Source organism: Leptospira ryugenii (genome assembly GCF_003114855.1).
Classification (GTDB): Bacteria; Spirochaetota; Leptospiria; order Leptospirales; family Leptospiraceae; genus Leptospira_A; species Leptospira_A ryugenii.
In genome coordinates, this window is sequence record NZ_BFBB01000008.1 from 500,414 (window position 1) to 527,164 (window position 26,751).

At 39.8% G+C, this 26,751-nt stretch carries 31 protein-coding genes and 1 tRNA gene; 18 read left to right on the forward strand and 14 right to left on the reverse strand.

Annotated features, from left to right (window positions below; translation table 11 throughout):
- Window positions 1-3 precede the first annotated feature (3 nt).
- The gene (locus DI060_RS15050; RefSeq protein ID WP_108977763.1) at window positions 4-363 is read right to left on the reverse strand and encodes a Spx/MgsR family RNA polymerase-binding regulatory protein; all 360 of its coding nucleotides are present in this window, start codon (window positions 361-363) and stop codon (window positions 4-6) included.
- Between DI060_RS15050 and DI060_RS15055 the strand changes: the two genes are divergently transcribed.
- From DI060_RS15055 to DI060_RS15080, 6 genes are all read left to right on the forward strand, one after another.
- On the forward strand, window positions 347-1,483 hold the full coding sequence (locus DI060_RS15055; protein ID WP_244594436.1) for a UDP-N-acetylmuramate dehydrogenase: 1,137 nt from the start codon (window positions 347-349) through the stop codon (window positions 1,481-1,483). The two genes, DI060_RS15050 and DI060_RS15055, sit on opposite strands and share 17 nt — an antisense overlap.
- Window positions 1,484-1,543: 60 nt before the next feature.
- Window positions 1,544-2,560, forward strand: a complete 1,017-nt coding sequence (mltG, locus tag DI060_RS15060) for an endolytic transglycosylase MltG (RefSeq protein ID WP_439956935.1) — start codon at window positions 1,544-1,546, stop codon at window positions 2,558-2,560.
- The gene (locus DI060_RS15065; protein WP_108977765.1) at window positions 2,560-2,832 is read left to right on the forward strand and encodes a hypothetical protein; all 273 of its coding nucleotides are present in this window, start codon (window positions 2,560-2,562) and stop codon (window positions 2,830-2,832) included. Before mltG ends, DI060_RS15065 begins: the two co-directional genes overlap by 1 nt.
- A gap of 144 nt (window positions 2,833-2,976) precedes the next feature.
- Complete coding sequence (locus DI060_RS15070) at window positions 2,977-4,935, forward strand: hypothetical protein (protein ID WP_108977766.1); 1,959 nt, start codon at window positions 2,977-2,979, stop codon at window positions 4,933-4,935.
- 68 nt (window positions 4,936-5,003) lie between these two features.
- Window positions 5,004-5,576 (forward strand): hypothetical protein, encoded by a 573-nt coding sequence (locus DI060_RS15075; protein WP_108977767.1) that lies wholly within the window; start codon window positions 5,004-5,006, stop codon window positions 5,574-5,576.
- A gap of 102 nt (window positions 5,577-5,678) precedes the next feature.
- Complete coding sequence (locus DI060_RS15080; protein WP_108977768.1) at window positions 5,679-8,672, forward strand: TonB-dependent receptor; 2,994 nt, start codon at window positions 5,679-5,681, stop codon at window positions 8,670-8,672.
- A gap of 63 nt (window positions 8,673-8,735) precedes the next feature.
- On the opposite strand, the gene DI060_RS15085 is transcribed toward DI060_RS15080, so the two are convergent.
- Window positions 8,736-9,545, reverse strand: coding sequence for a prohibitin family protein (locus DI060_RS15085; RefSeq protein WP_108977769.1), 810 nt, complete (start codon window positions 9,543-9,545; stop codon window positions 8,736-8,738).
- 25 nt (window positions 9,546-9,570) lie between these two features.
- Between DI060_RS15085 and DI060_RS15090 the strand changes: the two genes are divergently transcribed.
- Together DI060_RS15090 and DI060_RS15095 are read left to right on the forward strand one after the other, a co-directional pair.
- Window positions 9,571-10,062 (forward strand): ankyrin repeat domain-containing protein, encoded by a 492-nt coding sequence (locus DI060_RS15090; RefSeq protein WP_108977770.1) that lies wholly within the window; start codon window positions 9,571-9,573, stop codon window positions 10,060-10,062.
- Window positions 10,063-10,105: 43 nt separating this feature from the next.
- Window positions 10,106-10,507 (forward strand): YidB family protein, encoded by a 402-nt coding sequence (locus tag DI060_RS15095; RefSeq protein ID WP_108977771.1) that lies wholly within the window; start codon window positions 10,106-10,108, stop codon window positions 10,505-10,507.
- A 56-nt stretch (window positions 10,508-10,563) separates the two neighbouring features.
- On the opposite strand, the gene DI060_RS15100 is transcribed toward DI060_RS15095, so the two are convergent.
- Entirely contained in the window at window positions 10,564-11,346 is a 783-nt protein-coding gene (locus tag DI060_RS15100) for a hypothetical protein (protein ID WP_108977772.1), read from the reverse strand.
- Between the two features lie 187 nt (window positions 11,347-11,533).
- Here DI060_RS15100 and DI060_RS15105 point away from each other — a divergent pair, with 187 nt between their 5' ends.
- Entirely contained in the window at window positions 11,534-11,998 is a 465-nt protein-coding gene (locus tag DI060_RS15105; protein WP_108977773.1) for an ankyrin repeat domain-containing protein, read from the forward strand.
- Window positions 11,999-12,006: 8 nt separating this feature from the next.
- On the opposite strand, the gene DI060_RS15110 is transcribed toward DI060_RS15105, so the two are convergent.
- The 3 genes from DI060_RS15110 to DI060_RS15120 all read right to left on the reverse strand — a co-directional run bounded on the left by DI060_RS15110 (window position 12,007) and on the right by DI060_RS15120 (window position 14,367).
- Entirely contained in the window at window positions 12,007-12,285 is a 279-nt protein-coding gene (locus tag DI060_RS15110; RefSeq protein WP_108977774.1) for a DUF3817 domain-containing protein, read from the reverse strand.
- A complete protein-coding gene (locus DI060_RS15115; protein WP_108977775.1) occupies window positions 12,266-14,098 on the reverse strand; it encodes a PAS domain-containing sensor histidine kinase in 1,833 nt (610 codons plus the stop codon). The genes DI060_RS15110 and DI060_RS15115 overlap by 20 nt, the downstream gene beginning before the upstream one ends.
- 198 nt (window positions 14,099-14,296) lie before the next feature.
- Window positions 14,297-14,367: transfer RNA gene (locus DI060_RS15120), tRNA-Gly, on the reverse strand.
- Between the two features lie 87 nt (window positions 14,368-14,454).
- Between DI060_RS15120 and DI060_RS15125 the strand changes: the two genes are divergently transcribed.
- Together DI060_RS15125 and DI060_RS15130 are read left to right on the forward strand one after the other, a co-directional pair.
- Entirely contained in the window at window positions 14,455-15,957 is a 1,503-nt protein-coding gene (locus DI060_RS15125) for a carboxypeptidase M32 (RefSeq protein ID WP_108978162.1), read from the forward strand.
- A 7-nt stretch (window positions 15,958-15,964) separates the two neighbouring features.
- Window positions 15,965-16,294 carry a hypothetical protein gene (locus DI060_RS15130; RefSeq protein ID WP_108977776.1) on the forward strand — a complete coding sequence of 110 codons (330 nt, stop codon included), beginning with the start codon at window positions 15,965-15,967 and terminating at the stop codon, window positions 16,292-16,294.
- Here the strand turns inward: DI060_RS15130 and DI060_RS15135 are convergent.
- The gene (locus DI060_RS15135) at window positions 16,273-16,674 is read right to left on the reverse strand and encodes a DUF423 domain-containing protein (protein WP_108977777.1); all 402 of its coding nucleotides are present in this window, start codon (window positions 16,672-16,674) and stop codon (window positions 16,273-16,275) included. The genes DI060_RS15130 and DI060_RS15135 overlap by 22 nt on opposite strands.
- 20 nt (window positions 16,675-16,694) lie before the next feature.
- On the opposite strand from DI060_RS15135, the gene DI060_RS15140 reads away from it, so the two are divergent.
- The gene (locus DI060_RS15140) at window positions 16,695-17,030 is read left to right on the forward strand and encodes a hypothetical protein (RefSeq protein ID WP_108977778.1); all 336 of its coding nucleotides are present in this window, start codon (window positions 16,695-16,697) and stop codon (window positions 17,028-17,030) included.
- On the opposite strand, the gene DI060_RS15145 is transcribed toward DI060_RS15140, so the two are convergent.
- Window positions 17,020-17,751: a hypothetical protein gene (locus tag DI060_RS15145; RefSeq protein WP_108977779.1), complete on the reverse strand. Its 732-nt coding sequence runs from the start codon at window positions 17,749-17,751 to the stop codon at window positions 17,020-17,022. The genes DI060_RS15140 and DI060_RS15145 overlap by 11 nt on opposite strands.
- The gene (locus DI060_RS15150) at window positions 17,742-18,635 is read right to left on the reverse strand and encodes a CPBP family intramembrane glutamic endopeptidase (RefSeq protein ID WP_108977780.1); all 894 of its coding nucleotides are present in this window, start codon (window positions 18,633-18,635) and stop codon (window positions 17,742-17,744) included. Before DI060_RS15150 ends, DI060_RS15145 begins: the two co-directional genes overlap by 10 nt.
- A gap of 68 nt (window positions 18,636-18,703) precedes the next feature.
- On the opposite strand from DI060_RS15150, the gene DI060_RS19275 reads away from it, so the two are divergent.
- Genes DI060_RS19275 through DI060_RS15175 form a run of 5 tightly spaced genes read left to right on the forward strand, consistent with a single transcriptional unit; the run spans window position 18,704 to window position 22,984 of the window.
- Window positions 18,704-19,609: a LysM peptidoglycan-binding domain-containing M23 family metallopeptidase gene (locus DI060_RS19275; RefSeq protein WP_439956936.1), complete on the forward strand. Its 906-nt coding sequence runs from the start codon at window positions 18,704-18,706 to the stop codon at window positions 19,607-19,609.
- Window positions 19,610-19,654: 45 nt separating this feature from the next.
- Window positions 19,655-20,830 (forward strand): acyl-CoA dehydrogenase family protein, encoded by a 1,176-nt coding sequence (locus DI060_RS15160; RefSeq protein WP_108977781.1) that lies wholly within the window; start codon window positions 19,655-19,657, stop codon window positions 20,828-20,830.
- Window positions 20,831-20,833: 3 nt separating this feature from the next.
- Window positions 20,834-21,877 carry a phosphotransferase family protein gene (locus tag DI060_RS15165; RefSeq protein ID WP_108977782.1) on the forward strand — a complete coding sequence of 348 codons (1,044 nt, stop codon included), beginning with the start codon at window positions 20,834-20,836 and terminating at the stop codon, window positions 21,875-21,877.
- A complete protein-coding gene (locus tag DI060_RS15170; RefSeq protein ID WP_108977783.1) occupies window positions 21,867-22,274 on the forward strand; it encodes a DUF6285 domain-containing protein in 408 nt (135 codons plus the stop codon). Before DI060_RS15165 ends, DI060_RS15170 begins: the two co-directional genes overlap by 11 nt.
- Window positions 22,274-22,984 carry a histidine phosphatase family protein gene (locus DI060_RS15175; RefSeq protein WP_108977784.1) on the forward strand — a complete coding sequence of 237 codons (711 nt, stop codon included), beginning with the start codon at window positions 22,274-22,276 and terminating at the stop codon, window positions 22,982-22,984. Before DI060_RS15170 ends, DI060_RS15175 begins: the two co-directional genes overlap by 1 nt.
- A 6-nt stretch (window positions 22,985-22,990) precedes the next feature.
- Here DI060_RS15175 and DI060_RS15180 read toward each other — a convergent pair whose 3' ends face one another.
- Genes DI060_RS15180 through DI060_RS15195 form a run of 4 tightly spaced genes read right to left on the reverse strand, consistent with a single transcriptional unit; the run spans window position 22,991 to window position 25,449 of the window.
- Window positions 22,991-23,626, reverse strand: coding sequence for a hypothetical protein (locus DI060_RS15180; protein WP_108977785.1), 636 nt, complete (start codon window positions 23,624-23,626; stop codon window positions 22,991-22,993).
- 2 nt (window positions 23,627-23,628) lie between these two features.
- Window positions 23,629-24,645 (reverse strand): aldo/keto reductase, encoded by a 1,017-nt coding sequence (locus tag DI060_RS15185; protein WP_108977786.1) that lies wholly within the window; start codon window positions 24,643-24,645, stop codon window positions 23,629-23,631.
- A gap of 4 nt (window positions 24,646-24,649) precedes the next feature.
- Window positions 24,650-24,937, reverse strand: a complete 288-nt coding sequence (locus DI060_RS15190; protein ID WP_108977787.1) for an acylphosphatase — start codon at window positions 24,935-24,937, stop codon at window positions 24,650-24,652.
- Window positions 24,938-24,963: 26 nt separating this feature from the next.
- Window positions 24,964-25,449 (reverse strand): RNA pyrophosphohydrolase, encoded by a 486-nt coding sequence (locus DI060_RS15195; RefSeq protein WP_108977788.1) that lies wholly within the window; start codon window positions 25,447-25,449, stop codon window positions 24,964-24,966.
- A 101-nt stretch (window positions 25,450-25,550) separates the two neighbouring features.
- Between DI060_RS15195 and sixA the strand changes: the two genes are divergently transcribed.
- Window positions 25,551-26,036, forward strand: a complete 486-nt coding sequence (sixA, locus tag DI060_RS15200) for a phosphohistidine phosphatase SixA (RefSeq protein ID WP_108977789.1) — start codon at window positions 25,551-25,553, stop codon at window positions 26,034-26,036.
- On the opposite strand, the gene DI060_RS15205 is transcribed toward sixA, so the two are convergent.
- On the reverse strand, window positions 26,033-26,656 hold the full coding sequence (locus tag DI060_RS15205; protein WP_108977790.1) for a TetR/AcrR family transcriptional regulator: 624 nt from the start codon (window positions 26,654-26,656) through the stop codon (window positions 26,033-26,035). The two genes, sixA and DI060_RS15205, sit on opposite strands and share 4 nt — an antisense overlap.
- Window positions 26,657-26,751: the final 95 nt, after the last annotated feature.

Genomic DNA, 26,751 nt, shown 5'->3' on the forward strand with positions numbered 1-26,751 from the left:
AATTCAGCCGAAAGTAGATTTCCATTCCTCTTCTTTAAATCCCACAAGTATGGTGTCGCCAGAAATTACAAATGGTCTTTTGACCAAATTCCCATGTTTCGAAAGCGCAGAAAGGGCTTGGTCTGGCGATAGAGTATCCAATTTTTCTTTCCAATTGCCTTCTCGGTAGTCTACGCCAGAGGTGTTGAATAGTTTTTTTAGGTCTCCGATTTTCTTTAGGGCTAGTTTCAATTCCGTCAAACTTGGCGGAGTTTCACGAATCGGTAAGGATTCGAAATCAATTTGATTTTGTTTTAAAAATTGCAGAGCTTTTTTGCAGGTTCCACATCCAGAGTATTGGTAGACTTTGGTTTTAGTTTTCATTTCTTCCAAAATTTTTACTTACGAAACAAACAAAACCATTTTATTGGAATCTGTGCCGATCCAGGAAAACATTCCGCTCTTTCCATTCACCACATTAAAACTTGGAGGATCTGCGCGTTATTTCCTCTCCTGCAAGACACAAAGCGATGTACACATCGGACTAGATTTTGCAAAGGAGAAGGGGATTCCCTTTTGGATTTTGGGGGGAGGGTCCAATACCATCATTCCTGATGATGGATACCAAGGTCTGATCATCAAAATCGATACCAAGGGTATCCAAGAAAGGGAACTGGGGGACTTCGTACAGATCTCGGTCGAGGCAGGAATGTCCTGGGATCAATTTGTTGAACAGACCATAAAACAAGGATTAACTGGTATAGAATGTTTATCTGGAATTCCTGGCACTGTCGGTGCATCACCCATTCAAAATATAGGTGCCTATGGACAAGAAGTTTCCAATACAATAGAATCTGTTACCGCATTGGGTCCCGATAGAAAAATATATGAATTCTCCCGAGAAGAGTGTGGCTTTTCCTACCGCAACAGCGCCTTTAAATCTGGTGCTTTTCAAAAGTTTATCGTATTGAGTGTACATTTTTTACTCTCAAAGGTGGAACCAATTTGCGTGAAGTACCCAGAAGTGGAAAATGCATGGAGCGCTCGAAAGAAGGAAAGACCAGTAACTCAATCTAGATTGGAAGACTTAGAAGAGTTTAGAAATCTAATCCTTAGCCTAAGAAAGGCCAAATCTATGGTCCTTGATCCTTCAGATCCGAACACAATGTCTGTGGGATCCTATTTTACCAATCCTATTTTGAGTCCAGAGTCTTTGGAAAGATTAATGAATAGATTCCAAGAATTGAATCTAAATCCTCCAAACCTTTTTAAAGACGCGGATGGGTATACAAAAATCTCCGCCGCATGGCTCCTAGAACAAAGTGGAATCACAAAAGGTCTAAGCTATAAATCGGTAGGAGTCTCCACGAAACATTGTTTAGCTTTGGTCAATAGAGGAGGGACTACTCGAGAGCTCTTGGAACTAGAAGAGATTGTGCGCATGCAAGTTCAGACCAAATTTGGAATTCGTCTTGAACGTGAACCGGTCCTCCTAAAGAGCTAAAAATATATTGAGGGAAAGCAAAGCAGATTCCAAGATGTTAGATGTAACCATATGTTGAAGATTAATTTCAAAAAATTAGCATTCATTGCAATGCTTTCGATTCTCTTTCTCTCTTCCTTAGCTATCACAGCATTCTATATCATCGATGAGAGAAAGGGTGGCGCAGTCGGTGATGGACAAAATACATATGAACTCATCATTGAACCTGGGCAACCTTCTTCCGCTATTGTAAAAGACCTTCAAACCGCAGGGATGATCAAATCAACAGTCTATTTCAATTACCTTATCAAATTTACGAGAGCTGGAAATAAGATCAAACAAGGTGTTTACGAGATCAACGATGGCATGAGTTCGAGAAAGATCCTTGATTTGATCGTCTCTGGCAAGGTGAAATTAGTCACCTTTACTGTACCAGAAGGATACAACAACCGTCAGATAGCAGATCTCCTCATCACTAAAAAATTAGTTAAATCAAGAGATGAATTTTTAGCTGCTGCTTCATTGAAGGCTTTGTTGGACAAATATAAAATTCCATCTAACACAACCGAAGGTTATCTTTTTCCAGAAACATACTCTGTTCCTTTGAACTACCCGGCTGATCGCATTGTTGATATGATGATCAAACGATTTCTAAAAAAATTGGAAACAATTCCGGAAGCGAAAGGTATCTCTCCTGCCGATTTACATGCAAAAGTTGTCTTAGCATCGATAGTGGAAAGGGAGGCGGTTCGAAAAGAAGAGCGACCTATGATGGCAGGTGTCTTTCTCACTCGAATCGAAAAAAACATCAATCTTGAATCTTGCGCGACTATTCAGTATTTATTTGACAAACCCAAAAAAAGACTCTTTGAAACTGATCTCAAGATCATTTCACCTTACAATACCTATATGAATAGTGGATGGCCACCAGGTCCAATCTCGAATCCAGGTTTGCCTGCTCTGGTTGCTGCTTTCAAACCTGAAAAGTCAGATAAATTATTTTTCTTATTAAAACCGGATGGATCTCATCATTTTTCTGCTACCTTTAAAGAGCACTTAGAAGCAAAGAAAAAATACATCGATGTTCTCTACCAATAATGAATGAAGATATCATCAATCTAAATGTAACCATTGGCTCAATTTCCAAAGAATTGTTGGATGTCCAAAAATCTTTGGAAGCTTACCGCGAAAAACAGGCAAATCAGGAGGCAGTGGATGATGCAGCCATTACATTTGTGGAAAAAGCTGAGCTCGTCATCGAAAAAGCGGAACGAGGTGAATTGGTGCTGACGGAGGACCAAGTCCGGCGGATCAAAAGCAACCTTGGAAAAATACTACAAAAGTTGAAAAAGACAAAATCTTCCGATTAGGGTTTCACCAAACCTTCATACTTCTGTAATGCCATCGTAACATAGAAATGGCATCCTTACACTCGTCTGGAGGGAATTTTACACATTTTCCCGCACGGGAAATCCCACCAGAAAACAAATTCGAGAAGATCGAAAGAGGATCAAATGAAACATTTAATGAAGAAAGTTACAGTGATGGCAACAGTGATGCTTGTCTCTCTGAACTTAATCAACTGTCCAAAAGATAAAGATGATAATACAGGTTTGCTGTTGGCTGCTTTGCTATTTTTAAATCAACCTGAGTACACAGTGACTATTACTGGTATCCTTCATACTGGTTCCAATGGTGCTCCGGCCAATACGAGAATGCGAGATGGCTTGATTAAACTATCTGGCGGATCGGGAGCTCTTGTTGAAACGACAACAATCCAAGATGGTGCATCTTGTGCTACAAACGTTGCTAGTCATTATGCGATCAACAATTGTGATTATTTAACATCAACATCTGGTAGTTGTAGCAGCAACTCGTCTCTAATAGCAAATACAAATGGCGAATTCACTATCAACTTTAGAATTAATCGTGCGGATGCAACTTTTGATATAGAAGTACTAAGAAGTAATCTTGCTTCGGTTTTAACAGCTACTACAAACAGTTGTTCTGCTACAGGTTCATCTACGAGCTCACCTACAGCGTCCACACCAGTTCCCGACTTTTCTGCGGATGCCCTAACCAATTCCCAGGGACGGGGAACTCTTACAGTAAGAGTAAATGAATCAAATCTAACTTCAAAGGATCAAGTATCTGTGACAACAGATGGATTTGGTGTTCGAATCGACAAAGTTGTAATTGTAAAGAAAGGCACTTATAATTTAGAGAGTCCGACAGTAGGAGAACAAGTTTGTGATGGAAATCGACTCTCAGGAAGTCCAACAACAAAATCAGGTACGATATCTGCTAGTGAAACGTGGTCTGGAGGTATCTTACTTTCTGGAACAGTTAGCGTAAATAACGGTGCTGTTATCACAGTTGAACCTGGAACAGTTATCTTTGGTCAACGAGGATCTTCCCTATTCTTCACCGGAGGAGCTTCTCTTATTTCGAATGGATCTGCTGAGTCTCCGGTATGTTTTACTTCTGCTGCTACACCTGGTTCTCGATTTCCGGGAGATTGGGGTGGAATCGTCCTCGTAGGAAATGGTTTTAATTCCAGAAACTCCGCTGGACAAACGGAGGGAACAACTCCTGTTGCTTATCCTGGTAGTTCAAATAGCAATTCTCGATTACGTTATACGATCATCGAGTTCGCAGGAAACGAGGTAGCACCAGGTGATGAGTTGAATAACTTGTCAATGTATTCTGTGGACAATTCTGGTTCTGGAGCAGCTTTGCAATATGTTCAAACACACCGAGGTCTTGATGACAGCTTTGAATGGTGGGGCGGCACTATTAGCGGAAGCTACCTCGTTGCGACAGGTGGTTTAGATGATGACTTTGATGCTGATGAAGGATACGGAGTGAACTCTTCAGGAACTTCAACGGCAACGCTTACAAACTTGATTGCTCTTAAGTATCCTTCTGCATGCGGTGGATCTTTTTCAACTGATCCTCACTCCTTTGAAATGGATGGAACAAACTCCGGAACAGGAAGACAGACTTGTGTTGGGACCAATGGAGCGGATCCAACTGGAACAAGTTGTTTAAGTAATCCAACTGTTTCTAACTTTACTATCATAGGACAAAACCAAGTTGGTGGATCTGGTATGAGATTACGTGAGGGTATGCGCGGATCATTCTCTAATGGATTGATTTGGAATTTTGCAGGCCCGGCTGTTGAGTGCACGAACAACTCTGGCTTTCCAAACAGTGGAGTGACTATGGCAAATACGGTTTACGCTGGCCAATCAGGCGCAGTAACAAATGCAGGAGCTGCGACTTGTAATAACGTGCAGGCAACTTTGACAGCCTTACCAATTACAGCATTAGGAAACGTAGCAGATTCTGGTTGTGGATTCGGTGCAACGAAACCAGATTTTGCAGCAATTTCTGGAGCTCCTAACAGAGGTGCACAAAATTCTGATACTTCAAGATGGTGGAGTGGTTGGACTGTTTATCGAGCAAGATAATCATTCAGTGACACATTAAAAGGTATGAAAAGCCTCGCATTTATGCGGGGCTTTTTTAATTTATAGAAATGAAAAAAATTAAGATTCTATTAACACTTCTCTTTTTTTTTGTTTTAGATTGTAAAAAGAAAGATTGGAGAGATGAATTAAAAACAGTCGATTATAAAGAAATCCATAAAGATTCTTTGTCTAAACAAAAGCTTCCTATTCAGATGAGTGGTGGCATGACGGATCGCGAAAGTGCCGTGCACTCCTTTTTAGTAGCCTTAAAGGAAAATAGAAAAAATGAAATCTCAAAGTTTATTCTGAGCGATGAGGAGTATAAAGAGTATTTCCTTCCCCACACGCTTGGCCATGGGACCTCTTTAGACGTAACTCCTATGGACCAATATTGGCCTTCATTTATAGAAAGGAAGAAAATGGGCATGGAGTCTTTGTCTGCTAGCTTACTTAGATCTAACGGAAATATTAAAGAGTTTCATTGGCGGCCGGAAACAAGAGAATATGGACCCTGGAAAGCATGGAAGCTAGATTCTGTAGTTCTGGAAACTAAAAATGCTAAAGCAGGACTCACTCTTGAACAGATTAAACTCGTAGCTTGCCATAAAGAAAAATGTAAAATAGCAGTAATTGCTCCTTAAATTGTCACCGGTTTGTAACAGAAAATAGAAAACAATCACTCGTAAATCTGGTTCCAAAAAAAACGATGACGCAAACTAGCTCAGGCTCGTTTAGGAAATTGTATGAAAATAATTCTCGCAAACATTTTTTTGTTTTTGTTCTCCTTCTCCCTTCTTGCGCAGGCAAATGGCTCGATTAAGGGAACGATCATAGATTCAGAGAACGGGGAAGCTGTTTTTGGTGCCACAATTGTCGTTCGTAGCGAAAAGAAATTTGCAAAAACTGACTTCGATGGCAAGTACTCACTCGATCTACCGCCAGGTGAGTACGAGGTCGAATACCAAATGTATGGATACGGCCCACAAAAAAAGAAAGTAACAATCACCTCTGGAAAACCTCAAACAATAAATGTTACTTTTGGAGCACAAACTCTTGAAACAGTTGAGGTTGTTGACCGAGCCAAGAACAATACTGAATCAGCTTTACTTGCCTTACAGAGAAAATCTGGCACAGTTTCTGACGGAATTTCACAAGAGGCTATCAAAAAAAGTCCAGATTCCTCTGCAGGCGACGTTGTTAGGCGGGTAACAGGGATTACATTAATAGGCGGAAAGTATGTGTTTGTTCGAGGTTTAGGGGAAAGGTATTCCAATACTACAGTAAACGACATTTTTGTTCCCACAACTGAACCAGACAAACGAGTAGTACCACTCGATATTTTTCCTTCAAGCATGCTCAAGAATATCAGGGTAATGAAAACTTTCTCTCCGGAAGACCCTGCAGAATTTTCCGGAGGTTTAGTAAAAATTGAGACTCAAGAATACCCTGATCAGTTCCAGATGAATCTTGGTGTAGGATTAAGTTATAATAAGATTTCAACTAACAGAGAGTTTAAATCTTTTGATGCAGGCGATTTTTTTGGAAGGCCTACAGCGAATGAACAACTTCCTTCCTTAGTAGGTGGCCTCCCAAGTTATGTGGTTTTTGAGCCTGGAAACCGATTTGGTGGTCTACCGCCAAATTTGGTTAACATCGGGGCACTAACCTTTAACCAACAGTGGACCCCAACGTCTGACCAAGCTGGGTATGACAAGAGTTTTAATTTCAATGTTGGAAATACTTTTAAAATAACAGATTCTGGTCAGAGATTGGGTGTATTTGTTGGATTCCAAAGGGCAGTCGAGTATCGGACCAAAACAGAAAAACAGGTAAGATATATTCCGGGTTTTGTAGGGTCGGTGCCCTTACCTGACGCGACATTTTTATCACCAATTCAAGAACAGAATGCAACTATCTACAATAAAGAGGTAAACAGTGCCGCGAATGCAAACTTTGCTTATGAGATCACCAAAGGTCAGCAAGTTTACTTTAAAAATCTTTATTCTGTAAACTCAGATACAAATGTAAGAGATACAAACTTTGGGGTGAACAGAATCGATAATTTTCAATTCATTGCGCAAACCAATACCTTCACGAGCAGACAAATATTCAATTCAGTCTTAGGCGGAGACCATGCAATACAATTAGGATCGATGGCTAGACCACATAAACTTGAATGGCAGTTCGGATATTCTGTTGCCAATAGAGATGAACCAAATCTTACACAACAGGTTTGGAGACGTAGTGAACCACCTTCTGCAGTAAATACCCCCTTTGTAAGATTAGGTGGAAACCCAGATGGATCACGATTCTTTTCAGAATCCCAAGATACTGTTAGGCAAACAGGTTTGAAATATGAGATTCCTTTTGAACAGTGGAACGGATTAAAGTCATCCTTAAAAATAGGAACTTTGAATATCGATCGATTTAAAGACTTTAGATTTCGTGAATTTAACCAAAGATCCCAGATCGGGGTTAGTGCATCTCGAGTAAGTGATTTATGGCCAGTACCAGGCGAATTGACTTTCATACCTACTGACTATTTGCCGAATAGAAATAACAATGACTTAGCAAATAAAGTTTTTTTTGAACGTCAAGTAGAACCAAATGCTTACGATGCGATGCAAAAACTTCGTGCAAATTTTATACAGTTTGACTTACCATTGGTGAACAAATTTAGATTTGTAGGTGGAGTTCGCTATGAGGATAGCTATCAAAAAGTAAAAACATTTGTTCTTAAGGACCAAGTTTCAATTAGAAATTTAGACTATGGCTGTCGGGTTGATAATGAAGACCAAAGGTTAGCTTTGGTTAATTCTAGAATATGTGATGCAAACAACAATGGTATCGGTGAGTTAGCAAAAAAAGATCTACTTCCATCGGCAAACTTCGTTTGGGAATTTCATAAGGATATGAATTTGCGATTTGGTTTAACACAAACAGTTACCAGACCAGATTTGCGCGAACTTTCTCCCTTTGGTTTTACTCCATATTTTGGAGCAGACCGTATCTTTGGAAACCCGAACTTAAAGAGAACTTACATTCATAACTATGATGTAAGGTGGGAATATTATATTACACAAAATGACTATGTAGGAGTGGGCGTATTTCAAAAAAATCTTAGCTCGCCTATTGAAATGGTTGGATTTCCAGTCGCAGGTTCAATTTCAAACAGATTCAGCTATACAAATGCTGAGCAGGCAACTCTCAGAGGTGTTGAATTAGATTTTAGGAAAGAATTTTTGGAACGCTTCAGAGTGGAAACAAATTTCTTTTTCATCAAATCCAGAGTTGATGTGATCGATTGGGTTACCTTACAAGCAATTCGAGGTGGGTTTATAGATAGAAACTCTGTTGTTGCCTTGTTCAATCCGACCAATACATCGCGACCTTTGCAAGGCCAATCAGAGTTTGTCTACAACGTAAAATTTGATACTTTCTTAACCAAAAAGAGAAACCAAACCATCGGAGTATATTACAACTATTTTGGGGATCGGATTTATTCCGTGGGTGCGAATGGAACTCCTGATGCATACGAACGCGGTGTTGGTTTAACGGATATAGTCTATTCTTATACGCAAGACGAACGTTTAGATTTCAAGCTAGCGGCTAAAAACATTTTCGATACTCGTTTCAGAGTCTATCAAAGAGATGAAGTAACAAATGAAGAAAAGCTATTTATGGCCTATAGAATTGGCTACACTATTAGCGCGAGTATGACTTACAAACTTTTTTAACAAAAAAAAACCGGACAATCTGTCCGGTTTTCCTTTCCTTTCTTTTGATTTGCAGAGAAGTCTTTATTTCACACTATCTGCATTTAAAAGGAGTGGCATACCATCTTTCCCGCCAGGTAGAATAATCAATTTATTGTTGGGATTTTCCACGGCTTTGAGCTGGATGTACTTCGGCGTAATGGACTCTGACAATAACTTTTGAGCTTTGGATTGAGCCTCGGCTTCGATTAGGATTGCCTTGGCCTTTCCCTCTGCAGTAATGATTTGAATCTCCGCATCCCGCTTTGCAATGTTGATTTCAAATTTCATTTGTTCTTGTTCTTGTTGTTTTGTGAGTTTGTTTTCAATTGCTCTCAAAATTGACGGGCTATACTCCACGTCATCGATGATCACGTCATCAATGTCTACGTGTTTATTGGTTAATTTTTCGAGTAGGTTTTTCTTGATTTGGATCGAAACATTTGGTGTTTCCTTTGAAATCGAAACCATATTATAAGCCGAGAGCACATTTCGGATGGCTGTTCGGAATTGAGGCCTGATGATTTTTTCGTAATAATCGGTTCCTACTTCCATTTGTAAATCATAGAGTTCGTTTTCCTTGGCCCGCGCTATGATTTGTGCTGTTACAACAATCGTTAGATCATCACGTGTGAGCACCTCCACCTTTTCTTGGTAGGACTTCCATTGGATGGAATAGGTAAATACACTATTCCAGGGAAAATAAAATTGGACCTTGGATTCGAGAGGCTTTTGTCCTAAGCCACTGCTATAAGGTTTCCACATCAAACCGACTTCACCTGGTTCGATGATGGTTATACATCCCGGGAAAAAACACAGAATGATGAGACTGAGAAAAAAAGATCGACGATTCATATCTTAACCATGCCTAATTAGTATTATGAGTTCCAACCTTTTGTTAGACTGGAAAAAGTATTCTTCATGGATCATGTCCTTCGGATTGCTGTTTATCTTCCATTGTGGAGGAGAAGAACAGGTGAAAAAAGACCCGATTCCCTTAGAGATTCGATTCTTTCGGGCTGTGGATGCCGGCGATGTGAATTTAGTTGAGGAACTCTTGCAAAAAGGAGTTCCCATCAACCAAAAGGATCCTTTAGGAAATTCGGCTCTGATTCGGGCCACCGATCACGAAAAACGTGATTTGGTACTCTTCCTCCTCAGCCGGGGGGCAAATATCAACCACAGAAATCTAGTGGGGGAAACTGCTCTTTACCGCGCAGTCTTTCGAGGGAATATCGATTTGGTAAAACTTCTCGTGGAAAAAGGCGCAGAAACTAAGATCAAAAATGCCGAAGGGCTAAGCCCCATGGCTTTAGCGGATGAGCGTGGCGAAGAAGGCATCCAAATCTATCTGGAATCCATCAAAAAATAATTTCAGACTTTCCTAAAGGATCTAAATTCTTTAGTTTTGGTCTATGAGTTTATTTGAAAGTTTGAAAGCACTTGCCTCGCAAGCAATAGATTTGGTCCAAAACAATCCCCAAATTGTAGAAGGGATTAAGAAAATCATCGAAGAAAACGGTGGAGTCTCTGGTCTTGTCCAGAAGTTCAAAGAGAAAGGGTTCGGAGAAGTTGCTTCGTCTTGGATTGGAACTGGTGACAACCAATCGATCCAATCCTCAGATCTTGTTTCCGTGCTAGGAAAGGAGCAAATCTCTCAGCTCTCTGAGAAAGTGGGATTGGATCCAGACGCAACCGCAGGCATCGTGAGTCAGCTTCTACCTCTTGTGATTGATAAATTGTCCCCAGATGGACAAGAACCAAAACAAGACATCGCTAGCCAAATAAGCTCTCTTGCAAGTTTGTTTCAAAAGTAAATGGATTGGTTTAGGAAAGGAAAGGTGAGAAACCACCTTTCCTTTTTTTGGTAGGACTAACGAGTCCCTTCGTTTTTGATTTCGCTGTGGTTTTTATAGAGTCCAGTGGATGTAAGTGAAGATGCTCTGACATGTCCAGTGTATTGGGTATACGTAGTTCCTCCACTCACAATCGAAGTTTGGCATTTGTCTAATCCTCCAGCACGGTTGTATCCGCAAGAAGAGTGGTATGCGACAGCATAGTCATCTTCTCCAGGAAGGATTGCAGAGGCACCAAATGCTCCTTTGTAGCCTGGAACATGGTGGATTGTAACTCCGCCTGTGTTGTTGTGGTTGAAGGCACCGCGTGCCGTTCCAACGATGAGGGATTTATCCATCGCATTTCCGCCAAATCCGAATGAAATTCCATTCAAAGCGGAGGCAAGTTCGGAACCACCAGAGGCAGCTGCCAACGCAGTTACTTTCGTAAGGTTGAAACCTTTGGAAGATGCAGTTCCGCCTAGGTTGGAAAGCCAGAATTCAATCGCGTAACAGCCTGCTGAATGGCAGACAACTTTGCATGTATTCGATCCTTTGCAGTAGTTTGTAAGACCGGTTGTGATATTGGTTTGGGCACGAGAGCTTCCGTAGGTTCTTGGGTCAGATGTTCCATCATAACCAATGAAAATCTTCGCTCCAGAAACGGTATTTGCCGATGTTCCCCAGTATCCATTTACGTCTGTGGTTCCAACGCCGTTGTGGTTCTTGTCTGATTTTCCGTGGATGAACACGGTATAGGTTTGTGCACTGACGCTACTTGCGAATAGGAGTGCGATTACGCTTACGATTATATTTTTCATTTCCTGAATTTCCTTTTCTATTTAGGGAAATTGCCATATGTAAATCAATTTGTCAATCTTTTTAACACATTTTTTACACAAATAAATCAAATGTGCAAAACCGTTTGGGAAATACCTAAATCTATTTCCGAACTCTCTTTGGGCAAAAGTAAGTTTTCTCCTCTGGAGACTCCCGCAGAATGGAGGAATGTTCCAATACCTAAAAAGCCAATGGAAGGATTATGTATGGAAGGTGCAGTTACGGAGTCTGAGCCAGTCCATAATCGGTGCTGATCTAGAAAGGTTTTTGTCCTTGGTCCAGACATTGGGCGAGGATCCGAGGTTTTCTAGCGTGAAGATTGATTTTCTTGGATTGGTGATCGAAGAGGGAAGGGAACTAGCATTTGCAGAACCGTTTCTAGCGAAAGATCTGAACCAAAAGACTTCTAGTGGTCGGTTTTTAGTGCACCTAGCCACGGAAAATGGAAGAGAAGAGCATTTGAAACTACTTCTTACCGAGGGTGCTGACCCCAATGTGGCGGATGAAAATGGAGTCACAGCTTTACATATCAGTTACAGTTATGACCAAATGGGCCATATTAGCGACTTGCTCATACAAATGGGAGCCAATCCGATGATGCGTGATAAACTAGGAAAGCGTTATCTAATGTAGGTTTTGCGCTACTTCCAAAGCTCTTTCCATTCCACATAGACAAAACCAAAAGGAAGCACGGAACATAGGAAGAGTTGTATAGTTTTCTGCCAAGACCAATTAAGTTCTTCTTTGATTTGGTACAAAAAAACGACGTAAAACACGAATAAGATGCCGTGCACCATTCCCAAAATTTGGTTGGGCAAAGGCATCTGGTATTTATACTTTAAGGGCATGGTGATATATAAAAGGGAAAGGAGGCTGAGTCCTTCGAGTAGGCCGAGGTATCTAAGTCGAGTTGTTGTCATAGTTTGGTAGTATGACTTTAAATTTTGTTTCACCTGGTTTTGAATCAAGTGAGATTTTCCCATTTAAATTTTCCTCAATGCATCTCTTTACAATTCCTAATCCCAAGCCTGAGCCCTCACCGTGGCTTTTTGTGGTAAAAAAAGGCTCAAATATTTTTTCTCGCAACTCTTTTGGGACACCTGGACCATTGTCTATGATGGTAACAGATGTTTCCTGTGCACCACTCTCGACCAAAATTGTAAGTTTTCCTTTGAAGTCCATGGCTTGGAGGCTATTGTAAATTAAATTTGTCCAGACTTGGATAAGCTCATCGGGGTAGGCATCTACAATGGGTTCTACTTCAGCTATGACTGTACATTCAACTCCCATTTTGATTTTGGTTTGGTAAAGTGTGAGTACGGTTTGGATCGTATCGAGGACGTTAGTTTTGACCTTTTCTTTGGAATGATTGAGGAAGGTGTAGTTTCGTAAGCTATACAAAATACGAGAGGTTCGCTCGACTGCTTCTTGGATCAAATCTAAGGACCTAAGACCATGGAGTTCTGAGAATACTATTTTTAATAATTCAGAATCTATACTGCCGTCCAATTGCATGAGTCTCTGTGAAATCACACTTGCTAAACCAAGATCGACTACTTCATCTGCCCAGTGGAATGGATCGGTAAATTGACTATTCGAAAAGGCAATGGCAAGATCCTTTCGTAATTTTCGAGCTAATAAAAAATCATAATGTTCAAACTTTGCTAAAAAGAGATCAGATATGATTGATATCATTTGCTGTTGACGGTTAGGTGGGTATACATTCAAAACCGTGATTAGCTTTAGTAGGTGATTCGAGAATTCTGATTTGCGATGTTGTAGATCTTGGCTGAGTGCCGCAATAGCCCCCATAGGGTTATTGATTTCATGGGCAACTCCTGCTACCAACTGACCAAGGACTGCCATTTTTTCTGATTGTATCAATTGCTCCTGAGCAAGCTTTAAATTTTCTAATGTTTTTTCCAATTCCTTGGTGCGTAGAAAAACAGCATTTTCGAGATCAGACTTATTGTTCTTTGAATCCGTAACATCGATAAGGATTGCTAAAAGTTTCAAACTTCCTTGGTAATGGAACAATGTGTTACCAGAAAGAACATGACGGATCTCACCATTTTTCGTTCGGATAGAGGCTTCTAAACCTGTGCTCCATCCTTTTTCCTCGACAATTTTCATTAAACTAGCTCGGTCAAATTGTGTGATCCAAATATTCAATTCATGTGAGGTATGTCCGATGATTTCTTCTCTAGAAAATCCAATCAAATCACAATATGCTTGGTTGATGTCAATGTATAGCCCAGTGCTTGCATCCGACAAACTTACAGCAGCTGGGTTCAGTCGAAACATGTTCTCAAAGAGTTGGTTTTTTACTTGGAGTTCATGCTGCAAAAGGAGATTGTTTTTTTCCTTCTCTTTTAACTCGGTTACGTCTTGTCCGATCGAAAGTAAATACTTTCCATCTTCAATGACTCTGGCATTTATGAGAATGGAACGATCACTATAGCGTGGGTTAATATTGATTTCAAAATTATCGATGTGGCCATCACGATTGATCAATTCAAACAATTGTTCTCTGGAACGATTGTCTGCATAGACATTCAATTCAAGTGAAGATTTTCCAATGACCTGCTCTCGGTCCAATTTGAGCCATTCTAAAAAACGATCATTGACATCTACGTACTTACCAGTCACGAGAGAGGTAATCGTGATTCCAACCGGACTGAGTTGGAAAATTTTACTCCATATTTCTGTAGGAAGGTAAGAGATTCCTTTCATGAGAGAATTAGAAGGTTCTCTATGTGCGAGACAAATGCAAGAAAAATAGGCTTCGTGCCTACGGAACTCCGCCCGTCTTGCTCGGCTCCTCAGACATCCTGTCTTCGGTGCGATTGCTACGCTTCCTATGGGTCGCTACAATCGCAAAGCCTCGCAATCGTTCTCGTCCCTTATATATGTTTGTTGTCTGGATTTATCTGCGGGCGAAGGGACTCGAACCCTCGCCAGAAGCTTGGAAGGCTGCTGTGCTACCGTTACACCACACCCGCAAGTGGGTAAATACATAGTTTTTATGAGAGGTCTTTGGTCAATGATTTTTGATTTCAGAATCCTTTCCCTTTCCAGAATGGGAGAGAATGGCACTCCCGAACACTATCCTTACGTACCGAAATTTCTTTCGAAAACTGAAATCCTTTCAAGATATCACATCTTTACTCCATTGGGATTCTGAGGTAACGATGCCAAAAGAGGGAAGCGAATATCGCTCCCAACAAATTGCCGACATAAGCCAATTGACCCACGATTGGTTAACGGGTGAAGAATACCAAACATTGATCCAAGAGGCGGAGAAGTCGATTTCGAGTCTAGATCCCTCGCAAAGGAGTAGATGGCAAAGAGAGTTTGCCATCCTAGCCGAAGAAAGAGATAAGGCCAAAAAACTTCCTTCAGAATTTGTAGCAGAGTTTGCACAAGAGACCAACAAGGCGCATGGAGTTTGGGCAGAAGCAAGAAAGAATGCAAAGTTTTCTGATTTTGCATCTACCTTAGAGAAAATTGTATCACTCTCGAAGAGACAAGCAGATTATATTGGTTATACGAGCACAGCCTACGATGCACTTTTGGATGGATATGAAAAAGGAGCGAAGACAGAAGAGATCGCAAAACTATTTGATCGCTTAAAGAAAGATCTCATTCCCATTGTTGCCTCAGCCAAATCTTTTCCCTCACCACTTTCAAAACCAATACCAGCTGCTCTGCAAGAATCATTTTGCAAAGATCTCCCTAGTCTTCTAGGTCTGTCCCGTGGTGAAAGTCGTTTGGATACTAGCCACCATCCTTTTTCTACTAGTTTAGGAAAATATGATAAACGTATCACGACCCGTTATTCTGAATCCGATCCACTTTCCTCCATCTTCGGAGTTCTTCATGAGACTGGCCACTCACTGTATGAAGCAGGATTGTCACGAATTGAAGATTGGCCGAACCCAATCGCAGAATTTTGTTCCTTAGGGATGCACGAATCACAAAGCCGTTTATGGGAAAACCAAGTTGGCAGAAGTCGATCCTTTTGGGAGTTTATTTACCCCAAGGTAATGAATGACTTTCAATTGAATGAAAACGAAATTACATTTCAGAGTTTATATCAATATATAAACAGTACCCAAAAGAGTAAAATTCGAGTTGAGGCAGACCAGGTAACGTACAATTTGCACATCATTTTGCGATTTGAGATAGAAAGTGATCTGATCAATGAAAAAATTAAAGTCAAAGATTTACCAGAGATTTGGAATTCGAAAATAAAAGAGTATCTAGGGCTCAAAATTGAAAATGATGCGGAAGGTGTACTGCAAGATATTCATTGGTCAATGGGGGCATTCGGGTACTTTCCAACCTATACATTAGGAAACATTTTTTCCGCTCAGCTTTTTTCTAAGTTTGAAAGTGAAAATCCTGATTATAATGAGGCATTTTCAAAAAGAGGAGATTTTAGTTCTCTATTAGATTGGCTTCGTAAAAAAATCCATCTGAGAGGAAAGGAATTGGATGCGCAAGATCTCATCAAGGAAGCTACAGGTGAGTTGCCAGATGCAAAACATCTCATTCAATATTTAAAAACAAAAGTGGCAGAAGTAGGATAATCAAAATATGTCAGGCTCGGAATCTCACATCGAAAAAATCGAACAACTCTCCTATTTTGACAATAGAGCTTTGTATTATTTATGTTTGGAAACCCCACCGCAAACATTGGCCTTAGCCTTTTTGGAACTAGATTCTAAGATTAGCGGATCTATGTTAGGTGTTTTGGACATCAAACGAAGGAAATACGTACACGAAATGATGGCTTTGCAAAAAGATGCACCAAAAGAAGCAAAACAATCCGCAGCTGAAGGACTACTCATCATTGCGGACGGTCTCATTACGAGAAATCTTATCCAGAAGAAAGGACAATTTTTTTATGGAACTTTGCGAGATTGAATACTCGCAAAGAGAATGAAAGCCCATCCTACCAAAAAACATACTCCTCCGAAAGGAGTAATGGCACCTAATATTTTGATACCAGTGATTGCTAAGGCATAGAGACTAAATGAAAAGAAAACTATGCCAATCAGAAAGAAACCACTTGCCCATTTCCAAATTCGATTGTCGGTGAATTCAGAAAAGTAAATAGCGATCAGGCTCATGATTGTATGGTAAAAGTGGTATTTGTTACCCGTTTCAAAAATTACCATCCTCTCGGGTGGAATGATACCTTTTAAAGCATGTGCTCCGAAAGCACCAATGGCAACTGCTAAAAAACCACTGATTCCTATCATAACAAGATATAGTTTAGATGATTGCTGGTTGACAAGTTTCATAAATTACCTTTCTTTCAATTATGGGCCAAGAGAATCAGGGAAACAATTCAAAATTCATTCGAGTTTGGAAGCAGATTGATGGAGACCTGATCCGAAAGCATCTACTCTATATAGATGATTTGTACGGAACCTGCGGCAATTGTAAACGATTGGGACTCAATTACCTGAAGGATAAATCTTGCCCTCAGTGTGGCATAACATTCAAATATTTGGCAACAAAGTTAACCAATCCTGCAGAGATTGGTAAGATACTTTCACGCATCCAAAAAGAAAATCTGGACCTTACGCTAATAGAGAGGGATGACTTTGAGAAATCCAGCGCTCGCGATGCCGTAAAGGATCTTTTTAAAACCTAAACGACCAATTAAATTGTGCTGCTTTGTTGTGGGCACTTGTGTCTTCCCAAGCATCAAACGCACGTATGGTTCTTGAAACTGCTAATGCAGTGAAGATTCCTACAGCGTTCGGGCTATCCCAGACGTTTCCTGGACCCTTTTGGTTGGCTAAATTGTCCCAAATGTTTTTATTTGGAAGATTGGACTCTGCGTAATAATATGCTCCACCAACCAAAATTAAATCTGTTAAAAAATATATTGCCATACTCACAAAGGTATCTCTCCCGCTAAAGAGAGGTGAGTTCCATGAATTGTATCCTACCGATGCCATAGGAGTGACTAAATTCAATCCTTGGGAGATAATATGTGATTTTGTACCGAGCTTTACAGCTCCGGGACCTGGATCTTTTTGTAAAAGCTCTTGTTCAAAGATTTGTTTCCACATTCGTTCTTGCCCGGTGCGCGGAGATTCAACTCTCAAGATGGAATCTGGAGATGTTTTACTTACCTTTCCTATGTAAATGTTAAAGTCAAAAGGATTGCTCCAGCGATTGCGATAACGATACACAAAGCCGCGCGTTTTTTCTTCGGAGTAGAAGTCAGGATCCAGCTTATTTAAAATAGCAAGTAGTTTCACGTTTAAATCTTCTGGTGAACCTTGGACTTCTATGGTCTCGCCTGCCGAGACCAGTGATGGAAAAAGAAAAAATAAGATGATACAGAATTTCCAGATCACAGAGATTCACCTCTAAAGTAAGCAATGAGCAGACCTAAGCTGTTGTATGTTGCGTGGCAGGCAATCGGTACCCAGATATTCTTATGCTTCAAGTACAAAAAACCAAAAAATAAACCCACAAATGTAATGAGAAACGGAACTACAACAGATGTTCCAATACCAAAATGTAAAAACCCAAATAACAGGGAAATGATGAGAAGTCCTTCTTGGCCATAGCCTTTATCGATAAAACTTTTCAAAAGATAACCACGGAAAAACAATTCTTCCAAAATCCCAGTCATGATACCAACAGTGTAAATGGACCAAGCGAGAAGATTGGCATTTCCTTGCAGTTCGTGGAATAGTTTGGCAGGGAAAAGTCCGGGATTGGCCTCAATGCCTAAGGACTTGATCAGAACCCCAACGAGCAAAATAATAAAAAATATCAGTAATCCGTTTTTGATTCCGGTGGAGAGATTTTGAAAGGAAAGTTCATCACTTAAATCACAAAGGTCGTACTTTAAAATTTTTTTCAAAATTAGGTAAGCCAAACCAACATAGGAAAGTCCCCAGAACAGAGATTGGAGGAAGAGAAAGTATAATTTGTCTTTGAGCATAATATCATAAAAGCGCTCAAAACTTTTTTCGGGATTAGCCTTTACCTCTGCAAGGTATTCATTCTCAATTCCTTCGATAGCCTTTCGCACTTTGCTGAATGATTCTTTGAAAGATACGTCTGGGTTGGCTGCATCTTCATTCAAACTTTCCGTGAGTTCTTCTGGTATTCTGTCGTTCAAATTGACGGAGTGTATGAATTGCTGGTAGATAAGGGTGAACGTAAAATTCGCAATGAAAATCATGCCCAAGGCAAAAGTTGTCAGGCGAAAAATCTCAAAAAAACGAGAATTCATCTACTTCCCATGCTTGCCAGTCCCATAATGTCGTCATCGTTTTTTTGGACCCATCCGACAATGAAAAGGTGAGAGAGCTGTTTTCCTTATTCATTTTAAAATGGATCTTTTTGGTTGTTGTTTACATTTATGGGGAACTATCTGCGAGTCCTTTGGTCCTCGCCAATCTGGAATACTCCAACCCAGCCCTCAAAGAACTCAGAGCAGATATCAAGGAAAACCTGCGCATTTCAAAGTCGGGCGGAGCTTCTGAGAGAATCATTCCGTTAAAGTACTACCAATATAAAGTCAAAAAAACAGATCAGTTTTTCCAGATCATGGCAAGGACCCAGATGGATATGGAAACTCTATCCTCGGTAAATGAATTGAGTTCGCCTCACGATTTGGTGCCTGGGATGGTCTTAGAAATTCCCAACATGCGTGGCGTTTTTCATCCTGAGATAACTGACAGCTCACAAGACACAAAACTTAGATTAGCTGAGAAATATAAATACGATCCCGAACTAATGCAATATGACTCAAATAGAGAGAAGTGGTTTTTTCCTGGGCTTGTTATGGGAAAAACTGAAAAATCATTCTTCTATGGATTTGGATTTTCAGTGCCATTAGAAGACTTTGCCATGAGCTCATCTTTTGGAAAACGATTGGATCCGTTTACAAAAAAAGTAACGTTTCATGGAGGCATTGATTTAGCGGCTGCTATTGGAACACCTGTGTACGCTTCACAAGATGGAACTATACAATTTGCCAACATCCAAGGTGGGTATGGAAATTTAATCGTTGTAAAACATATCATGGGTTATGAAACCAGATACGGTCACCTTTCAAAATTTTTAGTGAAAGAAGGAGAGAAAGTAAAAAAGGGACAAATCATCGGTGAAGTAGGCATCACAGGTAGAACGACCGGTCCACATTTGCACTTTGAAATTCGCAGAAATTCGAAACGACAAAGACCATTTTTTCAAGCTCACTAATAAAAACGTTTTCCAATCTAATTCTAAAATCATAATTTTGTCTCTATGGACTTTGAAATTCCTAAAGAAGTAGAGACAATTCGTAAAAGTATTCGTGAATTCATTCATGAACATGTAATCCCTTTAGAAAAATTTTATGATTATGAAAAAGGTAGAATGCCAGAGGCACTTAACCAAGAAGCGCGTGCTAAAGTAAAGGCATCTGGTTTTTGGACGCCTCACCTTCCCAAATCGGAAGGTGGCTTAGGACTAGACTTAATTGGAACTTGTATCATCTTTTCTGAAATTGGAAGGTCACCTATTGCACCTTACATTTTCAATTGTGATGCGCCAGATGAAGGAAATATGCACCTACTCTCTTTGGCAGCTACTGAAAAGCAAAAAGAACTTATCTTACATCCTCTTATCAAGGGCGAATTACGGACTGCCTTTGCCATGACAGAACCTTCGCCCGGTGCTGGATCGGATCCTTCCCTTCTACAGACAAATGCAGAGAAGGTCGGCGATAAATATATTCTTAATGGTCATAAGTGGTATTGTACTGGAGCGAATGGTGCAAAGTATTTGATTGTTATGGCAAAGGTAAATGGAAGCTTTCGGAAAACTACAATGTTCCTTGTTCCCACCGATGCTAAAGGGTATAAAATGGTTCGTGAAATTGAGCTAATGGGTTCACACGGTCCAGGTGGACACTGTGAACTTACCTTTGAAAATGTGGAAGTACCAGAGGATATGGTTTTGGGAAGAATAGGAGAAGGATTCCGTCTTTCACAAGAAAGATTAGGCCCAGCTCGTTTAACCCATTGTATGCGTTGGACAGGTATGGCTCGAAGAGCTCTTCTGATCGCCAGGGAATACGCAAAGGAACGTGAAGTGTTCTCTGCAAAAATAGCCGAGCACCAAGGCATTCAGTGGATGTTTGCTGAATGTGCGACAGCAATTGAAATGGGCTTTTTATTAACTTTGAAATCTGCTTGGATGCTACAAAAGGGACTTGATGCAAGACAGGAAACTTCTATGGCGAAGTGGAAAGTTAGCGAGGCACTTTGCAATACCATAGATACTGCGATACAGATATGCGGTGGGAAAGGATATTCTAGGGATTTGCCATTGGAGCTATTTTATAGAGATGCTCGTGCAGCACGGATAGCGGATGGACCTTCCGAGGTACATAAGATGGTAATCGGCCGAAACTTCATTTCAAATAAATGGGAATTCTAGGAAATGGAATCTGAAAAATTTGTTTCGAACCTTGAAGAACATTTGAAGTCCGTTTGGCAAAAGGATGTAAAGATACTAAATGTCCTCCATTTAAGTGGCGGTGCGTGCCAAGATAATTATGCTCTATCCCTACAAACAAAAAAAGGAGATCAACTTGAAATCAAAGAGGTAGTGCTACGAACAGACAAAGCCGCTTCGCTTCTCTCATCTTTATCCAAAAAAGATGAGTTTCAAGTTGCCGAATTGTTATTCAAAGCTGGAGTGAAAACTCCGGAGCCTATCCTACTAGAAGAGTCCAGCGAATTGATTGGTACACCATTTTTTTTAATGGAAAAGATAGGAGGTAGAGCAACAGGTAGATACATCACAAAAGACTCTGAGTTGAACCATTACCGAAAAAATGGAATGGTCAATGACCTTGCCTCCAACTTAGCAAAGTTACATGGTATCCTCCCTGAATCAGTTACAAATGACGATTTGAATCAAAAATTAAAGTTCCAAGCTAAGGAAAAATATATTCTCTCATGTATTCATGAACTTAGAAATTCTTTGGATCAATTGCCTGAAGCGCATCCTGCTATTGAGTTGGTATTAAATTGGATGGAAAGCCACCAACCTACTATCGATCAAATTGTATTGGTCCACGGAGATTTTAGGACTGGAAATTTTATGATCAATCCAAATGGTCTACAAGGTATTTTGGATTTTGAGTTTGCACATTGGGGCGATAGGCATGAGGACATTGCTTGGCTTTGTATGCGTGATTGGAGATTTGGAAAATTAAATAAAGAAGTAGGCGGATTTGGAGATCGCATCGATTTTTATGAAGCTTATGAAACAGAATCAAAAATCAAAGTAGACCCTAAAAAGGTAACATATTGGGAAATTATGGGCAATATCCGTTGGGCGATAGGTTCGGCACAACAAGCAGAACGTCATCTTTCCGGTAAAGATAAAGGAATAGAATTGGCTGCTATTGGTAGAAGAACTGCCGAAATGGAATGGGAAGCGATGAGATTAATTGAGGACCTTGAAAATGCAATATAGACCAAACGCAAAAGATTTATTAATAGCGATCCAAGATTTTCTGATGAAAGATTTACTCCCTAAATTAGAAAATGAAGAACTTTTATCTTATAAAGCTCTTGTTAGTTGGAATATGCTCGGAGTTATTTCTCGGGAATGGGAAAAAGAAGAATCCTTCGTAGATTCCGAAATTCAATCCCTAACAAGTCTTTCTGAATTACAAAGTGAACTCATAAAATTAGAATCTAATAGTATGGGAAATATAGAGAAATCTCGTTTTCTTTCGGAACAATATGCCCATCTAGCCAAATTGATTCGTGAAAAAAAAATAGATGATTGCCATTCAGAAATTTGGAAAATTACAAAAAATCATTTAAAAAACAATTTATCCATTTCAAATCCCAGGTTTGGTATCTAATGTCCTATCTTTATTTAGTAAGACATGGCCAAGCTGATCGACTTGGAAAAGACTATGATCAACTAACACAACTTGGATATACTCAAGCAGAAAATCTAGGTGCCTATTTTTTGAGACAAAACATAGAATTTGACTCCACGTTTACTGGCTCACTTAGAAGGCAAAAGCAAACATGTGAAGGCATACTTTCAGTCCTCACGAAAGAAGGGTTTTGTGTACCTCAGTCAATTGAAAATCCGAATTGGGATGAATTTGATTCACGTATGTGGTTATCTATCGCAGCAAAAATAAGAAATGTAGATACAGACTTTGCTGCTACCTACGAAAAATATAAATCAGCTTGGGAAAATCAAGATGAACTAACTAGAGACTACTTTCAAGTATTGATCCAGAAAGTTTTACGAGATTGGGTTCTTGGTACTTGGGGAAAGGTGGAACCATATACATTCCCAGAGTATGTATCTAGGATTCAATCCGCATTGGAGGCAATTCCTAGGGACTGTAAAAGCACCCTCATTGTTACTTCCAGTACTCCGGTCGCCATCGCGATGGGTTTAGCTACTGGAATCGCCTATGAGAGATTTCCAATCTTTATGAAGTACATTCTGAACTCTTCATTGAGTGTTTTTAAGAGAGAGGGAAACAATTGGGAGCCAGTCAGCTTCAATAGCACTCCTCATTTAGCACCAGATCAAATCACAATCGTCTGAAACAGTTTATTTGCCAATAGATTGCAAAAACTTAGCTCTTGTTTTAGCTTTTTGCCCCCAACCATTTTTGGGATAATTTTTGTATAGATAATCGTAAGCCGCTTCTTCATCTTCTAGATTTTTAGAAAAGACCATCTTAATTTCAGGCTCTGCATTGTATTTAAAATTCACTTTAACATGAAAGGTACCCATAAAAACAACCGTTCCCGGTTTTAATTCTAGTCTAGTTGCCTCTATATCCTTTTTGTCAAAATCTATATCGATCTTAGGAGTTTGTTTGGTTGAGCCATACGGAAAGTCAGAAGCCCCACGATTCAGTAGGTGGACTGCATCGTAGACTTCATATTGGCCTTCTTTGAGATTTTGAAAGTAATAGTAATCGCCTGAGTTCTCTGAAAACTCATATGTAGAATCACCTTTTCGCAAAGTAACCTTTTGGAATCGGGGATCAATAAGTTCATCTAACAAAAGTTCATCTTTTTGCAGTGTCATTTGTAAGATGATCAATGAACTCTGGTTATTTCGTGGACCAAAGGTTGAGCATTCGGGTAAAATCATAAAGACTAGAAAGATAGATGCAAACTTAACAATTAAGTTTGAAAAAAAGAACTTCATTGGATGATTCTTTTGTAGTCCTTTCATTTTTATCCCATGGGGTATTGTATTTTTTTTGACAATTGGTTGATTTTATTCAGAACATCATCTCCGAGGCTTATATCTTTGGCTTTCAAAGATTCTTCAAGCTGAGTCACGGTATTTGCCCCTATAATGGTCGAAGCTACAAAATCATGCTGTTTGCTCCAGGCAACCGATAAGGTAGTAGCACTCATACCAGCTTCTTTGGCGATATTTAAAATTTCGGCGGTAGAGGCCAGTGTTGCATCATTTAAGAAACGATTGGACATTCTCTGTTGTCTATCCCCCTCTTTTAAATATTTCACAAAACGAGCATTATCTGGTGGAGTTTGTGAATTGTATTTTCCTGTCAAAACCCCTCCTGCAAGTGGAGAGTAAGGCAATAAAGAAACCCCTTCTTTTTTACAAACTTGGGCTAATTCATCTTCGAATCTACGGTTTAAAATGCTAAAATTATTTTGTATGGATTCATAACGAATTAGATTATATTTATCTGATATCCAAAGACTTTTCATTAGACCAAATGATGTTTCATTTGAGCAACCAGCATAACGAATCTTTCCCTCATCTTTTAGTTCGGATAGGGCTTCCATTGTTTCTTCGTATGGCATATCATGGTCAGGCCAATGTGTTTGGTAAAGATCGATAGTTTCTATTCCCAATCGTGTGAGAGAACCTTCAATGGCTTTGCGAATGTGGTATCTGTCCAAACAAGTTTTGCCTTCTCTTAAAGGTGGGCTAAACCATCCATGCCCAGGCCCAGAAACTTTTGTTGCAATGATGATTCCATCTCTTGGTTTTGATTTTAACCATTTTCCAAAGATTTCTTCTGTTCTGTGAACCCATGATTTTTGCGGAGGAACCGGATAAATTTCCGCAGTATCATAAAAATCTATGCCTGCGTCATATGCGCGATCTAAGATACGAAATGCTTCCTGCTCATCACAAGATGAACCAAAAGTCATAGTACCCATACAAATTTCTGATACGACTAATCCTGTTTTTCCTAATCTTCTTTTTTTCATACAATTACCGTTTAATCATAAAAGTCTTAAACTGATTTTTGGCATCACTCCATTCGATGACATGATCTTTCACTTTTGCTTTGGTAGGCCCTCGTTGCATTGCACGGTATAAATCTTCAATAAATAGTTTGTCGCCTTCTACCACTGCTTCTACCTCGCCATTTGGTAGATTCTGAGTATAGCCCTTGAGCCGCATTTCTTGTGCCTTTTGTAAAATGTAATATCGAAATCCGACACCTTGCACAGTTCCTCGAACGACAATCCGTGCTCTCTTTTCTTCTGATTTTCCCAATGGTTGGCTCCTAAGGAGACTGTGAACTATTTCAACTTATCTGCAATGTAATTTTCCATCAGTTGAGAGAAAATTGGAACAAACTTCTCGTAAACAGGTTTCTTAAAATCTACGACAGCATCAATGGTTTCGAAAATATTCATATATCTGATTGAATTGAACTCAACTTCATGGATTTCCAGATTACACTGGCTAATGTCTCCATTCCAGAAATACAATATCCAACGTTGTAGTTGTCCTCTGTATTTATGAAGACTTTTGTGAAGGTGAAGTTGGCTTGGAAAATCATAGGGAATCCAATCAGGATATTCACCAACATAAGTCGCATCCTTAATCCCCAACTCTTCGTATAATTCTCGTTTGGCGGCGTCTAAATAGTCTTCGTTTTCGTCTATCCCGCCTTGGGGGAACTGCCAGGAGCCAGGAAAATTTACTCGCTCACCAACGATAACCTGTTTGTCTGCGTTAAAAACAACCATCCCCACATTTTTTCGGTACGGTTTATCATTCATATTCCCAGTCTAAACAGTGGATTCAGAAATTCGCAAGAATTTACTGAATTTTTGTATCGGTCTAGGGAAGAGAAATCAGACTTGGACTAGGAGATCGCAAGATGAAAGTCATTTTGGTTCGACATGGGGAAGCCGAGGACCCAGCTTCCGTCAAATCAGATCAGGCAAGAACTCTCACCGATAAAGGTGTAGAGGATGTTCATAAAATTGGGCGTTTCATTCGCAATACTCCACTCAAAGTTAGCAAGTTGTTTTACAGTCCCTACCTTCGCACTCGATTGACTGCCGAAATCATCTCCGAAGAAATTTCTTTTGAAGGGGAGCCCGTTGCTTATGATCCCATTGCATCCGGTGCTAAATGTTCTGATTTTTTGTCCTGTTTGAGTTCTCTTTCCAATTCGGATACGGTACTTTTGGTTGGACATAATCCAGACATTACTTTCTTCGCAGCAGAACTTTTGGGAAACAGCCGAACGGCTGAGAATTTAGTTTTTTTTCCTGGATCCACAATTGCCATCAATGTTGCCAGAGAAAAGTTTGCACATGGGCAAATCATCTGGGCTCTTTCACCCGATATGCTTTCTTAGTGCTGGTTTGTTTTTTTCTTTTTAGAGATTAACTTGATGTAGAACTTTACAGATTGGTAAAGTGTTTCTCTATCCAATTTGTACGGAAAATCATTCGCCTTAGACATAGAATATAAGGAAGAAATGCCATGGTTGTATGCCCAAGAAGTAAGGTTGAGCATTTCTAAATCCTTAGCTTCAATATAACCTTGGTCAGATGCCTCTTTGGTGATTGTACCAAAAAAATCTTTCACCCGCAAACTTTGGTCCCACTTATAGTCAGATGATTTATTATCTGGCCGAATCGAAAGCATAAGATAGACATACTCTGGTTGTTCTATGGAAAAATCTATCGAAAGGCGAATCGCTTCTTCTAATCTTTTCAAAGGATTGTGGATCTTATTGGTATCACTCAATCTATCCATTAGCTTTTGAAAGCCCTCTAAATAGAGAGTGTACAGGATTTCTTCTTTACTTTGGAAATAGAAGTAAATCAAAGTCGGGCTAAATTCAATTTTTTCTCCAATCTTTCGAGTGGAGACATTTTCAAATCCTTCAGTTACAAAGAGTTTCATCGCTGTATCCAAGATCAGCCTTCTCTTTTCTTCTTTTTCCCGTAACTTACGGTCTTGGATTGCCATAACTTTTTTTAGCACATTTCAAAGAAAAATCAATCTCTTTCTTGACAAACAAAGCTCAAAAAATGATTGGTGTTATAAAATTTATCAGTGCTCAA

Coding starts and splice junctions, on each gene's coding strand:
- DI060_RS15160 (WP_108977781.1), top strand. CDS start 19,655: ATGGACTTTGAAATTCCTAAAGAAGTAGAGACAATTCGTAAAAGTATT.
- DI060_RS15150 (WP_108977780.1), bottom strand. CDS start 18,635: ATGAATTCTCGTTTTTTTGAGATTTTTCGCCTGACAACTTTTGCCTTG.
- DI060_RS15115 (WP_108977775.1), bottom strand. CDS start 14,098: ATGAAAGGAATCTCTTACCTTCCTACAGAAATATGGAGTAAAATTTTC.
- DI060_RS15180 (WP_108977785.1), bottom strand. CDS start 23,626: ATGAAAGGACTACAAAAGAATCATCCAATGAAGTTCTTTTTTTCAAAC.
- DI060_RS15110 (WP_108977774.1), bottom strand. CDS start 12,285: ATGACAACAACTCGACTTAGATACCTCGGCCTACTCGAAGGACTCAGC.
- DI060_RS15080 (WP_108977768.1), top strand. CDS start 5,679: ATGAAAATAATTCTCGCAAACATTTTTTTGTTTTTGTTCTCCTTCTCC.
- DI060_RS15195 (WP_108977788.1), bottom strand. CDS start 25,449: ATGAATGATAAACCGTACCGAAAAAATGTGGGGATGGTTGTTTTTAAC.
- DI060_RS15050 (WP_108977763.1), bottom strand. CDS start 363: ATGAAAACTAAAACCAAAGTCTACCAATACTCTGGATGTGGAACCTGC.
- DI060_RS15105 (WP_108977773.1), top strand. CDS start 11,534: ATGTTCCAATACCTAAAAAGCCAATGGAAGGATTATGTATGGAAGGTG.
- DI060_RS15090 (WP_108977770.1), top strand. CDS start 9,571: ATGAGTTCCAACCTTTTGTTAGACTGGAAAAAGTATTCTTCATGGATC.
- DI060_RS15130 (WP_108977776.1), top strand. CDS start 15,965: ATGTCAGGCTCGGAATCTCACATCGAAAAAATCGAACAACTCTCCTAT.
- DI060_RS15140 (WP_108977778.1), top strand. CDS start 16,695: ATGGGCCAAGAGAATCAGGGAAACAATTCAAAATTCATTCGAGTTTGG.
- DI060_RS15165 (WP_108977782.1), top strand. CDS start 20,834: ATGGAATCTGAAAAATTTGTTTCGAACCTTGAAGAACATTTGAAGTCC.
- DI060_RS15100 (WP_108977772.1), bottom strand. CDS start 11,346: ATGAAAAATATAATCGTAAGCGTAATCGCACTCCTATTCGCAAGTAGC.
- DI060_RS15175 (WP_108977784.1), top strand. CDS start 22,274: ATGTCCTATCTTTATTTAGTAAGACATGGCCAAGCTGATCGACTTGGA.
- DI060_RS15085 (WP_108977769.1), bottom strand. CDS start 9,545: ATGAATCGTCGATCTTTTTTTCTCAGTCTCATCATTCTGTGTTTTTTC.
- DI060_RS15185 (WP_108977786.1), bottom strand. CDS start 24,645: ATGAAAAAAAGAAGATTAGGAAAAACAGGATTAGTCGTATCAGAAATT.
- sixA (WP_108977789.1), top strand. CDS start 25,551: ATGAAAGTCATTTTGGTTCGACATGGGGAAGCCGAGGACCCAGCTTCC.
- DI060_RS15205 (WP_108977790.1), bottom strand. CDS start 26,656: ATGGCAATCCAAGACCGTAAGTTACGGGAAAAAGAAGAAAAGAGAAGG.
- DI060_RS15170 (WP_108977783.1), top strand. CDS start 21,867: ATGCAATATAGACCAAACGCAAAAGATTTATTAATAGCGATCCAAGAT.
- DI060_RS15135 (WP_108977777.1), bottom strand. CDS start 16,674: ATGAAACTTGTCAACCAGCAATCATCTAAACTATATCTTGTTATGATA.
- DI060_RS15065 (WP_108977765.1), top strand. CDS start 2,560: ATGAATGAAGATATCATCAATCTAAATGTAACCATTGGCTCAATTTCC.
- DI060_RS15070 (WP_108977766.1), top strand. CDS start 2,977: ATGAAACATTTAATGAAGAAAGTTACAGTGATGGCAACAGTGATGCTT.
- DI060_RS15125 (WP_108978162.1), top strand. CDS start 14,455: ATGGCACTCCCGAACACTATCCTTACGTACCGAAATTTCTTTCGAAAA.
- DI060_RS15095 (WP_108977771.1), top strand. CDS start 10,106: ATGAGTTTATTTGAAAGTTTGAAAGCACTTGCCTCGCAAGCAATAGAT.
- DI060_RS15075 (WP_108977767.1), top strand. CDS start 5,004: ATGAAAAAAATTAAGATTCTATTAACACTTCTCTTTTTTTTTGTTTTA.